The organism is Enterobacter cloacae complex sp. P13B (genome assembly GCF_014895915.1).
Classification (GTDB): domain Bacteria; phylum Pseudomonadota; class Gammaproteobacteria; order Enterobacterales; family Enterobacteriaceae; genus Enterobacter; species Enterobacter bugandensis.
The window spans coordinates 99,027-111,959 of record NZ_JADBQN010000022.1 but is presented as its reverse complement, the minus strand read 5'-3'; the positions used below and the strand labels follow the sequence as shown (position 1 = coordinate 111,959).

The window sequence follows — 12,933 nt, the reverse complement described above, 5'->3', positions numbered from 1 at the left end:
ATAAATTGTTAAAGAGCAGTTGCAACGCGGCTTTCAGCTCACCGTTGCGAGGTCCCGTATATTACGTTTTCCTCATTCAGAGTCAAGCGATTATTTTCACTTTTCTCTGTTGGCGTTCATCTCTGAACCCCGCTAACCCGGCGGCCTGTAAGCCGTTGTTCCGTGTCAGTGGAGGCGCATTATAGGGAGTTCTCAGACGTTGACAACCCCTCTTTTAAAAAAAACTTTCAACCGTCTCTTTTTTGCTCAAAACCGTGCTACAGCGCCAGTTTTTCGAGCGTTTCAAAGCCATAACGGCGTAAAACGGGTAAAAGTTGCTCAGTCTCTTTCGTGATAGCCATGCAAAATGCGATATTTGCATCGGTAGATTTCGCATCCGGCGCTTCATGCTCCAGCAGCCAGGCCGTACGACGGGCGATCGCCGCACCAGAATCCACCAGCCGCGTCCCCTCCGGAAGCACTTCTAATAGCTCTTCCTGCAAGAGAGGGAAGTGGGTGCAGCCCAGCACAACCGTATCCGGTGGTTCGGGCATCCGCAGCCACGGACGAAGAATACGACGCAGCTCTTCGAGCGATACCGTCTCGCCGTGCAGTTTCGCTTCCGCCATCTCCACCAGCTCTGCGGAGCCAAGCATTGCAATCTGGCATTCGTTAGCAAAACGGTCGATCAGCTCGCGGGTATAAGGACGCTTCACCGTGCCACGCGTGGCCAGCAAGCCCACGATACCGTTCGCCGTCAGGCGCGCGGCAGGCTTTATGGCAGGAACAACGCCCACAACCGGGAACTGGAATTTTTCACGCAGGGCGGGAAGAGAAACGGTGCTCGCCGTATTACAGGCAATGACCGCCAGCGCAAGGGGATAGCGCTTTTGTACCGCGGTGACGATTTCAACCACGCGCTCAACGATAAAGTCCTCACTCTTCTCCCCATACGGAAAAGCGACGTTATCGAAGGCGTAGATGTAATGGAGATCCGGCAGGAGATGCCGAATCTCATCGTAGACCGAAAGCCCACCGACGCCGGAATCAAACACCAGCACGGTAGGGCGCGGATTAGAAGGTGTAGCTGCCAGACAAGGTGTATTCCCGTCCTGCAGTTTGGTAGCCATAAACTGTCTCGTAATCTTTATCGAACAGGTTGGCTATTTTACCACGAACTGTGAGGTGTGAGGTGACCGGATATGAAACTGCGACATCCCACAGGCTCACACCGCCCATTTTCACTTTTTCTGACGGATAAGAACCAAAATCAGTGTCGTAACGCGTGCCGAGATAGTGATACGTCAGGCTCCAGTCGAAATCATAGATCTGCGTATCGAGCTGATATTTCACCTGCTGCTTAGCACGACGGTCCAGAAGTTCGTTGGTCGCCGCATTGCGGGCATCCACATAGTCGTAGCCAACGATATGCGTCAACGGACCTGTATCAAACGACGCCGTCACTTCCACACCCTTAATGCGTGCTTTGCCGACGTTGTAATATTCCTGAAGGTTATTATTGAAGTCGATGAGATTATCAACGTCATTACGATAGCCAGACACGCGCCAGCTCACGCCTGCCGTCAGGCCTTCAAACGCCCCTTCCCATTGCTTGCTCTCTTCTGGATCAAGATGGTCATTGCCATAGAAGCCATAGAGTTGACCCAGATTCGGGGCCTTATAGGCCGTACCATAAGAAGCAATGAAGCGGTAACCGTCCACGAACTCCCACGCTGCACTGCTTTGCCAGGTGCCATGGCGACCAAACTGAGAGTTGTCATCGCTGCGAAACGCCCCTTCCAGAGTGAAATCGCCCAGCTGCTGCAGCCCGGTCAGGTAGACGCCGGTGTTACGCAGGTCGTAGCCGTTGGTCACGTAGTTTGTACCCGGCTCGGTGCTCTGCTTCTGCCAGTCAACGCCCGCACCAATGTTCCCGTGCCCCACATCAACGGAGTTGAGCCACTGAACGTTGTACTGTTTGATTTCATCCAGCGTGGCCGTCGAATCGTAACGGCCCAAATTAGGGTCGTAGTTATAGTCTTTGCTGTGGCTATAGCTGGTGAGCAGCTGTGAATGGAATATATCCTCGTTGAAGCGTAGTCCTGCGTCCCAGGTTTGGCTATAGAGCTGGCGGGTATCGACCAGAACGTCAGGGGTAAATGAGCTGTAGTAACCGTCATAGGCCGTACGGTTGCTGTAGCCAAAGCCGCGAACAAATCCGCTCCACTGGTCTGAGAATGCGTGCTCCAGTGCGCCGTAGAGCGTTTTATTCATAAAGCCGTCGCGATCGGTCTGGGCAAGGCCACCATTGTTGCCGTCCGCAACCACATCGAAACCTTTGGTATAGGTGTAATCCCCCGCCAGCGTGACGCGCGTGCTGTCGCCCAGCGTTTGCTGGGTACTGCCGCCATAATTCTGGTAACCGTGCGACCCTACGCCGGCATTCAGCGTCGTACCGTCCTTCGCGCGAGTGGTAATAATGTTGACTACACCGCCAATCGCATCCGAGCCGTATACCGCCGAACGCGGTCCACGCACATATTCGATACGCTGCACCAGGGAGATCGGGAACTGGCTGAGATCGGACGACCCCGTGACGCCCGCCTGGTTAAGGCGGATGCCGTCAACGAGAATCAGGACGTGGCTGGAGTTGGTGCCACGGATAAAGAGAGAAGAGAGTTGCCCCATCCCGCCATTTTGCGCCGTGTCCACGCCGGGCAGGCGACGCATAACGTCCAGCACCGAGGTTGACTGCCAGCGGTCAATATCGGCACGCGTAACCACCGACGTTGCTGCCAGAATAGTTTTTTCAGGTTGTTCAAAACGATTTGCCGTCACCACCAACGAGTCAGCGCTATCCTGCGCCCAGCCCGAAAATGCCGTGACGGACAGCGCCGTCAACAGCGATACTTTTTTAATCATTGTTAAAGCATCCACAATATAAGAAGGATGCCGCAGGCCTCATCTATAGCACGCGATGATGAAACCAAATGCGACGTGATCCCGGCAGGTCTTCGGGCTAGGTGGCGTTATACGGATGAAGACTTCCCATTTTCACAGTGTCTACAGCTCTCATCCCGCCAGTCTTTACCGCTGCGCGTCAGCTCCAGATTTTCACTGGATTCCCTTTTCACTCTCAGGAGACCGGAAACAGAATGCTACAATTAGACACGTATAGATGTCCAGACAGCTATTGGCCATTAAATCTGGACATCCCCTGAACAATCCCTACAATCCCCGCGTAATTCTTTATCACTCAGGACGCATCATGACCCCAGAACACCTCCCGACAGAACAGTACGACGCGCAGCTGGCCGAGAAAGTTGTCCGCCTGCAAAGTATGATGACGCCTTTCAACGCGCCCGTTCCCGAGGTGTTCCGCTCCCCTGTCAGCCACTACCGCATGCGCGCCGAGTTCCGCATCTGGCATGACGGCGACGACCTGTACCACATCATTTTTGATCAGCAGACCAAATCACGCATTCGCGTGGACAGCTTCCCGGCAGCGAGCGAGCTTATCAACCAGCTGATGACGCTGATCATTGAAGGCGTGCGCAACAATCCGGTGCTGCGCCACAAGCTGTTCCAGATTGACTATCTGACCACGCAAAGCAATCAGGCGATTGTCTCTCTGCTGTACCACAAAGCGCTGACCGACGAATGGCGCGAGCAGGCCGAAGCCCTGCGCGATACGCTGCGTGCGCAGAACATCAACGTGCACCTGATTGGCCGCGCGACCAAAACCAAAATCATGCTGGATCAGGATTACGTCGACGAGCGTCTGCCGGTGGCAGGTAAAGAGATGGTTTACCGTCAGGTGGAAAACAGCTTCACCCAGCCGAATGCCGCGATGAACGTGCAGATGCTGGAGTGGGCGCTGAAGGCGACGGAAGGGTCTAAGGGCGATCTGCTTGAGCTGTACTGCGGTAACGGCAACTTCTCGCTGGCGCTGGCGCGTAACTTCGAACGCGTGCTGGCAACGGAAATCGCCAAGCCGTCGGTAGCGGCCGCGCAGTACAACATCGCCGCTAACCATATCGATAACGTGCAGATCATTCGCATGGCGGCAGAAGAGTTCACCCAGGCCATGAACGGTGTACGCCAGTTTAACCGCCTGGAAGGGATCGATTTGAAGAGCTACCAGTGTGAGACGATTTTTGTCGACCCGCCGCGCAGTGGCCTGGACAGCGAAACCGAGAAGATGGTGCAGGCGTATCCGCGTATTTTGTACATCTCCTGTAACCCGGAGACGCTGTGCAAGAATCTGGAAACATTAAGCCAGACGCACAAGGTTGAACGTCTGGCGCTGTTCGATCAGTTCCCGTATACACACCATATGGAGTGCGGTGTACTGCTCACGGCGAAGTAACTAGCCGGCGTTTTTGGCAGGTGGCGCTTCGCTTACCTGCCCTACTCAGACCTCATTACTCTGGCAGTTGGCTCTTGCGGCTACGCATGCGCGAGCCAATCCAGAACACCAGCGCCACGGACAGTACCGCAGGGAAGAAGTTAGAGCCGATATCCGGATACTCCGCGCGCACCACGGTGCTATACAGCAATACGCCCAGAATAAAACAGGCAGCGGCCAGCCCCGGTAACCCGACCGGCATCGTACGGTTCAGGTAACGCTGATGCAGGCAGTAGACCGTCAGCACCAGCGCAATAAGCGGGAAAATCGAAAATGGCACGATGGAGCTAAAAATAGCGGCAAACGTGCCATTAATGGATAAGCCAGCGATCAATGCCAGCAACAGCGTCCCTTTATCCTGACCTGACTGTTTCATTACTCACCTTCACTCTTCGGTTTGATGTGCCAGTTTCTCTTGTTCACGGCGATACCAGTAGTACGCGCCTTTGGAGATCATCCTGAGCTGCAATACCAGTCGCTCTTCAAGCTGCTTGCGTTGTTCAATGCTGACGTCCAGCGCTTCGGCACCCGCGCTGAACACAATCGTCACCATCGCCTCGGCCTGTGCTTCAGTAAAGGCACGCGGCATATGGTTTTCGAGTTCAAGATAGTCGGCAAGTTCCGCGATGAAGTGCTGAATTTCCCGCGCGACGGCGGCACGAAACGCTGCCGATGTGCCCGAACGCTCGCGCAGAAGCAGACGAAACGCGTTGGGGTTATTGCCGATAAATTCCATAAACGTCGACACGGAGGTGCGGATCACGCTGCCGCCTTTGGCGATACGCTGACGCGCCTGGCGCATCAGCTGGCGCAGCATCAAACCGCTCTCGTCGACCATGGTCAGGCCCAGTTCATCCACATCACGGAAGTGACGATAGAAGGACGTTGGCGCAATCCCGGCCTCGCGTGCGACTTCGCGCAGGCTCAAACTGGCAAAACTCCGCTCTGCACTCAGTTGACTGAATGCGGCTTCCACCAGCGAACGCCGGGTTTTCTCTTTTTGTTGTGCTCTTACGCCCATCACGATAGTTGAATCCTTCCAAAGGCCTGATGGCACTATACCAGAGAATAAAATTAATCTGTTTGCTCAGCTTTGTGAATGATTGTTTACGTGCGGTTTGTGCTCCACTGCCGGAAAAAAGCACAACGATAATTGGGTTACCCTGGCAATGATGTTATGATTCTGTTGCTTTTATGTATAAGAACAGGTAAGCCTTGCCATGCCACATTCCTACGATTACGACGCAATAGTTATTGGTTCCGGCCCCGGCGGCGAAGGTGCTGCTATGGGTCTGGTGAAACAGGGAGCCAGAGTAGCGGTCATCGAGCGCTACCATAATGTCGGCGGCGGTTGCACCCACTGGGGCACCATCCCATCGAAAGCCCTCCGCCACGCCGTTAGCCGCATTATCGAATTTAACCAGAACCCTCTTTACAGCGACCACTCCCGACTTCTTCGTTCCTCCTTTGCCGACATCCTGAATCACGCGGATACCGTCATTAACCAGCAGACGCGCATGCGTCAGGGCTTTTATGAGCGTAACCATTGTGAAATCCTGCAGGGCAACGCGCATTTTGTGGATGAACACACCCTGGCACTCGAATGCCACGACGGTTCGATTGAGACGATCACCGCTGAAAAATTTGTGATTGCCTGCGGTTCACGCCCTTACCATCCGGCCGACGTCGACTTCTCACACCCACGCGTCTACGACAGCGACTCCATTCTGAGCCTGCACCATGAACCCCGCCACGTCATTATCTATGGCGCAGGGGTCATCGGCTGCGAATACGCGTCGATCTTCCGCGGAATGGACGTCAAAGTTGACCTGATTAACACCCGCGATCGCCTGCTGGCGTTCCTCGATCAGGAAATGTCAGACTCCCTCTCCTACCACTTCTGGAACAGCGGCGTAGTGATTCGTCACAACGAAGAGTACGAGAAGATCGAAGGCTGCGATGACGGTGTGATCATGCACCTGAAGTCCGGTAAGAAGCTGAAAGCCGACTGCCTGCTGTACGCCAACGGCCGTACCGGCAATACCGATTCACTGCGGCTGGAAAATATCGGGCTTGAAACAGACAGCCGCGGTCAGTTGAAGGTCAACAGCATGTATCAGACCGCGCTGCCGCACGTATACGCGGTGGGCGACGTAATTGGCTACCCGAGCCTGGCCTCCGCCGCTTACGATCAGGGCCGCATTGCCGCTCAGGCGCTGGTGAAGGGTGAAGCAACGGCGCATCTGATCGAAGATATCCCGACGGGGATCTACACCATTCCGGAAATCAGTTCTGTCGGGAAAACCGAGCAGCAGCTGACGTCAATGAAGGTGCCTTACGAGGTAGGTCGTGCCCAGTTTAAACATCTGGCGCGGGCGCAGATCGTGGGGATGAGCGTAGGTACGCTGAAAATTCTGTTCCATCGCGAGACGAAAGAGATCCTCGGGATTCACTGCTTTGGTGAACGCGCGGCGGAAATCATTCATATCGGCCAGGCAATCATGGAGCAGAAAGGCGGTGGTAACACCATTGAGTACTTCGTTAACACCACCTTTAACTACCCGACCATGGCAGAAGCCTATCGGGTAGCCGCGCTGAACGGCTTAAACCGCCTGTTTTAACGCGCTGTCGAAATGGCCATCCATCGCACCGCGGATGGCCTCTGCCAGCTGCTCATAGCGGCTGCGCAGCGGTGACCCTGGGCGATACACCAGGCCGATCGTGCGACGCGGCTCCGGCTTAATGCACGGCAGGTACACCACGCCATCACGCTTACGCTCGCGTGGCACGGCCAGCGCAGGCAGCAACGTAATACCGCTTCCCGCCGCCACCATATTACGCAGCGTTTCCAGACTGGTTGCGCGGAAGTGGGTATCTTCGTCAGCTCCCGCTTCGAAGCAGAAGCCCATCGCCTGATCGCGCAGGCAGTGACCGTCTTCCAGCATCAGCAGCTTTTCCCCGGCCAGATCGGCCATCGGCACGCGATCGCGGTTCGCCCACGGGTGATCTTCATAGATCGCCAGCATCATCGGCTCATCGAACAGCGGTACTTCAATAAACGCTTCGCTCTCTTTTACCAACGCCAGAATGGCGCAGTCGAGCTTGCCGCTGTCCAGCTGCGCCAGCAGCTGATGGGTTTGCGCTTCGTGCAGATACATTTCGAGTTTCGGGAACGTCTGGTGCAGCATCGGAATGATGTGCGGTAACAGGTACGGGCCAACGGTTGGGATCAGGCCAATATGCAGCGGGCCGGACATGGCCTCTCCCTGCTGGCTTGCCATTTCCTTGAGCACTTTGACCTCGCGCAGCACGGTGCGCGCCTGATCCACCAGCAGAAGACCGGCCTGGGTGAACAGCACCTTACGGCTGGTGCGCTCCAGCAGCATCACGCCCAGCTCGTCTTCCAGCTTGCGGATCTGCCCGCTCAGCGTCGGCTGGCTGACGTGGCAGGAATCTGCCGCGCGGCGAAAGTGACGATGCTCGGCTAACGCTACCAGGTATTCAAGATCACGAATATTCATTATTCATCCTCCGTCGCCACGATAGTTCATGGCGATAGATAGCATAGCAATGAACGATTATCCCTATCAAGCATTCTGTTGAATAATACGCCACATAGACGAGGCGGCCGTGTTTGACCCTTGACGTCCCCGCACCGTCAGCGAGTTTCTCTCAAAACTCGAACAACTAAAGCCAACGTGAACTTTTGCGGACCCCGTGGTCCGCTTTTTTTTTTGCGTAAAAAAGCCCGGCGCTAAGCCAGGCTCCGTTTTACTCCCTCTCTCAGTGGGAGAGGGCCGGGGTGAGGGCACCAGCCCGCACGGTTCAAATCAGGCGGTTTTTCGCATCCGCAATTGCCTGCGCCACCTGCTTGGGCGACACGCCGCCTTTCGCCGCACGTTTATCCAGGCAGGACTGCAGCGCCAGAATCGGGTACACATCCTCCCCGATCGCCGCGCTGAATTTTTGCAGGTCGGCAAGCGCCAGATCTTCCAGCGGTTTACCCTGACGAATCGCTTCCACCACCGCTTCGCCCACAATATGGTGCGCCTCGCGGAACGGTACGCCCTTCGCGACAAGGTAGTCCGCCAGTTCGGTAGAGTTGGCATAGCCCTGCTGCGCCGCTTCCTGGCAGCGCGGACGTTTCACCTGAATGCCGTCCAGCACCAGCGCGCCCATGTGCAGACAGTCCAGCCAGGTGTCGAGCGCGTCGAACAGCCCTTCCTTGTCTTCCTGCATATCTTTGTTATACGCCAGCGGCAGCCCTTTCAGGGTCATCATCATGCCGGTCAGCGCGCCCTGCACGCGACCGCACTTGCCGCGGATCAGCTCCAGCGCGTCCGGGTTTTTCTTCTGCGGCATCAGCGATGAGCCTGAGGTCACGCGGTCAGACAGCTCAACGAAGCCCGCTTCACCGGAGTTAAAGAAGATCAGGTCTTCGGCAAAGCGCGAAAGATGCACCATCCCGATAGAGGCATTGGAGAGCAGCTCCAGCACGTGGTCACGGTCAGAGACGCTGTCCAGGCTGTTGCGGGTGGCGGAGGCAAAGCCCAGCCATCCTGCCAGCTGCTCGCGGTCGATTTCATACGCCGTACCGGCCAGCGCGCCGCTGCCCAGCGGGCTGACGTCCAGACGCTTCAGGGTATCCTGCAGACGGCTTTCGTCACGCGCCAGCATCTCAACGTAGGCCAGACACCAGTGCGCAAAGGTCACCGGCTGCGCACGCTGCAGGTGGGTATAACCCGGCATCACCGCGTCCTGATTGTTCTGCGCGGTCTCTACCAGCGCACTTTGAAGCTGACGGTTGGCCGCCAGCAGTTCGCCAACGGTCTCTTTACACCACAGCTTCAGGTCGGTGGCGACCTGGTCGTTACGGCTACGGCCGGTGTGCAGCTTTTTACCCAGCTGGCCGACCTTGTCGATCAGCTTGCCTTCCACCCAGCTGTGAATATCTTCGGCATCGCTCTGCAGGATTTGCTGCGGATCCAGACGCACCTCTTCCAGCAGGTTGTTCAGCGCCTCTTCCAGCTGCTGCTGTTCGTCTGCGGTCAGTACGCCAACGGTCACCAGCGCTTTGGACCAGGCCACAGAGCCGACAATATCCTGTTCGGCCAGGCGGTAGTCGAAGCGCAAAGAGTCGTTGAACTGTTTGAACCGCTGATCCGCTGCCTGTGTAAAACGCCCACCCCAAAGTGCCATAACATCGTTCCTTTATTCGTTAGTTCCGCCGGGTGCGCTTCGCTTACCCCGGCCTACGGTCATTCAATAAAAAACTTACGCCAGAATACGCGTGCCAATCGGCGTGCCGTTAAACAGCGCCGGGAGCTGCTCCGCGTGACGCCAGGAGGCGATATCCACCGGGCGGCCCAGCGTGCGCGCTGCATCCAGCGCGGCGTTCACTTTGACGATCATGCCGTCGGTAATAATGCCCTGAGCGATCAGCTGCTCGGCTTTGGCGGCGGTCATTTCCGCTATGCGCTGGCCTTTACCGTCGAGAATGCCGCTCACGTCGGAGAGCAGGATCAGGTCTGCGCCCAGCGTGGCCGCCAGCGCGGTTGCCGCCTGGTCCGCGTTAACGTTCATCAGCTCGCCCTCTTCGGTCACGCCGATAGAGCTCACCACCGGCAGGAAACCGCCTTCCAGCAGGGTGTTAATCAGCTTAGGCGAACCTGGCTGCGCCAGTCCAACATGGCCGAGCTCTTCGTCGAGCTGGGTCACTTTTACGCTATCACCGTCGCCCAGGTAGAGGCCAACGGACGCAATATGGTGTTTCTTCGCCCATGCCAGCAGCGTTTTGTTCGCCGTGCCCGCCAGCGCGCCGGTAATGATGTCAATCTGGTCAGCAGGCGTGACGCGCAGGCCATTTTTCTTTTTCACCGGCAGATTCAGACCTTTCATCAGCTCATCCACCACGCAGCCGCCGCCGTGCACAATCACCAGCGGACGCTGGTGCGATTCGCGATAGTTCACCAGCGCGGTAAACAGGCGCTCCAGCGCTTCTTCGCTGTCCAGCAGTACACCACCGAGTTTGATAATTAATGGGTTCATCATCACACCTTAAATAAGAGCCTGCGTTTCAGGGAAGCCGAAACGAATATTTGCACACTGCATTGCCTGTGCGGCAGCGCCTTTGAGTAAGTTATCTTCTGCGGCGACCACAATCAGATGCTCGCCCTGTACGGCAAAGCCGATATCGCAGAACGGCAGGCCAACCACGTTTTTGAGCGCCGGCACGCCTTTGTCGTACAGACGCACCAGCGGTTTATCCGCATACGCCTGCGTGAAGGCCTCGCTCACCTGCGCTTTGGTCACGCCCGACTTCAGGCGACAGGTGATGGTTTCGAGGATCCCGCGCGGGAAGCTGCCCAGGTGCGGGGTAAAAATGACGTCCGCGCCCAGATGGGTGGTGATTTCAGGGTGATGACGGTGATTAAACACGCCATACGGCTGAAGGCTCACTTCGCAGAAGCTGTTGGAGATAGCGGCCTTGCGCCCCGCACCGCTCACGCCGCTGGTGGCGTTGATCACCGGCCACTGGCTCAGATCCAGCAGACCGGCGTCGATCAGCGGCTTCAGGGAGAGCTGCGCCGCCGTCGGGTAGCAGCCCGGAACGGCAATCAGGTCCGCTTCTTTCAGTTTATCCGCACTCCACTCCGCCAGGCCGTACACCGCTTTTTCAAGCAGATCCGGATGCTGATGAGTGAAGCCGTAATATTTTTCGTAGAACGCGCCGTCGTTAACGCGGAACGCGCCGGAGAGGTCAAACACCACGCAGCCGGCCGCCAGGAACTGCGGCGCAAGGTCGTGGCTGACCTCGTGCGCGGTGGCTAAAAACACCACGTCGACGCCGTCGGTAAACTCGCTGATGTCAGACATCGGCTGCAGCGGCAGATCGACCATGCCCTTAAGCTGCGGATGCAAATCGGAAATTAACTTTCCTGCATCATTGCTTTGCGCTGACACGGTCAAAGCGGTTATGGTCATATGAGGGTGGCGATTTACGTAGCTTACAAGCTCTGCGCCCGCATAACCGCTAGCGCCTACAATCAGCGTATTCAACATCGGGTTCCTTTATGCTCAACGTTAATGTATTTTTATTCACATTTATTGCATGAATATTGATACTATCACGACCTAAGGTGTGTCAACAATGAAAATGAACTTACCGCCATTTATCGAGATCTACCGCGCCCTGATTGCCACACCGTCCATCAGTGCGACCGAAGAAGCGCTGGATCAGAGCAATGAGTCTTTAATCAATCTGCTGGCGGGTTGGTTTAGCGATCTTGGGTTTAACGTTGAGGTTCAGCCCGTCCCCGGAACCCGCCACAAATTTAACCTGCTCGCCAGCACCGGAACCGGCGCGGGCGGCCTGCTGCTGGCCGGCCATACCGACACCGTACCGTTTGACGATGGCCGCTGGACGCGCGATCCGTTCACCCTGACCGAGCATGACAACAAGCTCTACGGTCTGGGCACCGCCGACATGAAAGGCTTCTTCGCCTTTATCCTCGACGCGCTGCGTGACGTGGACGTGACGAAGCTGAAAAAACCGCTCTACATTCTGGCAACCGCCGATGAAGAGACCAGCATGGCGGGCGCACGTTATTTCTCTGAAAACACGTCGATTCGTCCGGACTGCGCGATCATCGGTGAACCGACCTCTCTGCAGCCGATTCGTGCGCACAAAGGCCATATTTCTACCGCGGTGCGCGTGCTGGGCCAGTCCGGTCACTCCAGCGATCCGGCGCGCGGCGTGAACGCCATTGAGCTGATGCACGACGCCATTGGCCGCATTATGACCCTGCGCGACGACCTGAAAGAGCGGTATCACTACGAGGCATTCACCGTGCCGTATCCGACGCTGAACCTCGGTAGCCTGCACGGCGGCGATGCGTCCAACCGCATCTGCGCCTGCTGCGAACTGCATATGGATATCCGTCCGCTGCCGGGCATGACGCTGAGCGATCTGGATGGCCTGCTGAATGAAGCGCTGGCCCCGGTGAGCGAGCGCTGGCCGGGACGCCTGACGGTCTCCGAACTGCATCCGCCAATCCCGGGCTACGAATGCCCGCCAGACCATCAGCTGGTTCAGGTGGTGGAAAAACTGCTCGGCGAGAAAACCGACGTGGTGAACTACTGCACCGAAGCGCCTTTTATTCAAACGCTTTGCCCGACGCTGGTCCTCGGCCCTGGCTCCATTAATCAGGCCCACCAGCCGGATGAATATCTGGAAACTCGCTTCATCAAGCCCACCCGCGAGCTGATTACCCAGGTTGTGCATCACTTCTGCTGGCATTAAAACCGCACCGAAAAGTCCCCTCTCCCTGTGGGAGAGGGTTAGGGTGAGGGCAACAAATCGCATGATCACCGTCACATTTCCATAAGCATCTCTTATCTGACGCAATGCGAATTAAATTTCGTAAATTGCCCGCATTTATTCGTTTGCTGAACCGTTTTCGCAGCAATTGACGACGGGGGTTTTACGTGGCTTTATAAAGGGAGATGACAAAATAATGTCCAGAAGATTTTCGCCTGGGCATAAA

At 56.5% G+C, this 12,933-nt stretch carries 11 protein-coding genes and 1 riboswitch; of the genes, 3 read left to right on the top strand and 8 right to left on the bottom strand.

The features are described 5' to 3' along the window. Nucleotides 1-257: 257 nt before the first annotated feature. Nucleotides 258-1,109 carry a glutamate racemase gene (gene murI, locus IM273_RS11405; RefSeq protein ID WP_028014824.1) on the bottom strand — a complete coding sequence of 284 codons (852 nt, stop codon included), beginning with the start codon at nt 1,107-1,109 and terminating at the stop codon, nt 258-260. Then, complete coding sequence (gene btuB / locus IM273_RS11400; protein ID WP_193051002.1) at nt 1,054-2,901, bottom strand: TonB-dependent vitamin B12 receptor BtuB; 1,848 nt, start codon at nt 2,899-2,901, stop codon at nt 1,054-1,056. Before btuB ends, murI begins: the two co-directional genes overlap by 56 nt. Nucleotides 2,902-2,966: 65 nt before the next feature. Next, nucleotides 2,967-3,143, bottom strand: a riboswitch (cobalamin riboswitch). Nucleotides 3,144-3,247: 104 nt separating this feature from the next. Here btuB and trmA point away from each other — a divergent pair. Next, on the top strand, nt 3,248-4,348 hold the full coding sequence (gene trmA / locus IM273_RS11395) for a tRNA (uridine(54)-C5)-methyltransferase TrmA (RefSeq protein ID WP_048998209.1): 1,101 nt from the start codon (nt 3,248-3,250) through the stop codon (nt 4,346-4,348). Between the two features lie 55 nt (nt 4,349-4,403). Here trmA and IM273_RS11390 read toward each other — a convergent pair whose 3' ends face one another. Both IM273_RS11390 and fabR read right to left on the bottom strand, forming a co-directional pair. Then, nucleotides 4,404-4,763: a YijD family membrane protein gene (locus tag IM273_RS11390; protein WP_008501783.1), complete on the bottom strand. Its 360-nt coding sequence runs from the start codon at nt 4,761-4,763 to the stop codon at nt 4,404-4,406. Nucleotides 4,764-4,772: 9 nt separating this feature from the next. Then, entirely contained in the window at nt 4,773-5,411 is a 639-nt protein-coding gene (gene fabR / locus IM273_RS11385; protein WP_008501784.1) for an HTH-type transcriptional repressor FabR, read from the bottom strand. Nucleotides 5,412-5,607: 196 nt separating this feature from the next. Between fabR and sthA the strand changes: the two genes are divergently transcribed. Then, nucleotides 5,608-7,008, top strand: coding sequence for a Si-specific NAD(P)(+) transhydrogenase (gene sthA / locus IM273_RS11380; RefSeq protein ID WP_045260262.1), 1,401 nt, complete (start codon nt 5,608-5,610; stop codon nt 7,006-7,008). Here the strand turns inward: sthA and oxyR are convergent. From oxyR to argC, 4 genes are all read right to left on the bottom strand, one after another. Beyond that, a complete protein-coding gene (oxyR, locus tag IM273_RS11375) occupies nt 6,991-7,908 on the bottom strand; it encodes a DNA-binding transcriptional regulator OxyR (protein ID WP_025758848.1) in 918 nt (305 codons plus the stop codon). The genes sthA and oxyR overlap by 18 nt on opposite strands. A gap of 304 nt (nt 7,909-8,212) precedes the next feature. Further along, a complete protein-coding gene (gene argH, locus IM273_RS11370; protein ID WP_045260261.1) occupies nt 8,213-9,586 on the bottom strand; it encodes an argininosuccinate lyase in 1,374 nt (457 codons plus the stop codon). A gap of 75 nt (nt 9,587-9,661) precedes the next feature. Beyond that, on the bottom strand, nt 9,662-10,438 hold the full coding sequence (argB, locus tag IM273_RS11365) for an acetylglutamate kinase (RefSeq protein ID WP_098946274.1): 777 nt from the start codon (nt 10,436-10,438) through the stop codon (nt 9,662-9,664). A gap of 6 nt (nt 10,439-10,444) precedes the next feature. Continuing rightward, a complete protein-coding gene (gene argC / locus IM273_RS11360; protein ID WP_193051004.1) occupies nt 10,445-11,449 on the bottom strand; it encodes an N-acetyl-gamma-glutamyl-phosphate reductase in 1,005 nt (334 codons plus the stop codon). An 88-nt stretch (nt 11,450-11,537) separates the two neighbouring features. Between argC and argE the strand changes: the two genes are divergently transcribed. Further along, on the top strand, nt 11,538-12,689 hold the full coding sequence (gene argE / locus IM273_RS11355) for an acetylornithine deacetylase (RefSeq protein WP_028014830.1): 1,152 nt from the start codon (nt 11,538-11,540) through the stop codon (nt 12,687-12,689). The last annotated feature ends 244 nt before the right edge of the window (nt 12,690-12,933 follow it).

Excerpts from the sequence above, each read along its gene's own strand:
- sthA (WP_045260262.1), top strand. The coding sequence starts at position 5,608 with ATGCCACATTCCTACGATTACGACGCAATAGTTATTGGTTCCGGCCCC.
- murI (WP_028014824.1), bottom strand. The coding sequence starts at position 1,109 with ATGGCTACCAAACTGCAGGACGGGAATACACCTTGTCTGGCAGCTACA.
- argH (WP_045260261.1), bottom strand. The coding sequence starts at position 9,586 with ATGGCACTTTGGGGTGGGCGTTTTACACAGGCAGCGGATCAGCGGTTC.
- argC (WP_193051004.1), bottom strand. The coding sequence starts at position 11,449 with ATGTTGAATACGCTGATTGTAGGCGCTAGCGGTTATGCGGGCGCAGAG.
- IM273_RS11390 (WP_008501783.1), bottom strand. The coding sequence starts at position 4,763 with ATGAAACAGTCAGGTCAGGATAAAGGGACGCTGTTGCTGGCATTGATC.
- trmA (WP_048998209.1), top strand. The coding sequence starts at position 3,248 with ATGACCCCAGAACACCTCCCGACAGAACAGTACGACGCGCAGCTGGCC.
- oxyR (WP_025758848.1), bottom strand. The coding sequence starts at position 7,908 with ATGAATATTCGTGATCTTGAATACCTGGTAGCGTTAGCCGAGCATCGT.
- argE (WP_028014830.1), top strand. The coding sequence starts at position 11,538 with ATGAAAATGAACTTACCGCCATTTATCGAGATCTACCGCGCCCTGATT.
- btuB (WP_193051002.1), bottom strand. The coding sequence starts at position 2,901 with ATGATTAAAAAAGTATCGCTGTTGACGGCGCTGTCCGTCACGGCATTT.
- argB (WP_098946274.1), bottom strand. The coding sequence starts at position 10,438 with ATGATGAACCCATTAATTATCAAACTCGGTGGTGTACTGCTGGACAGC.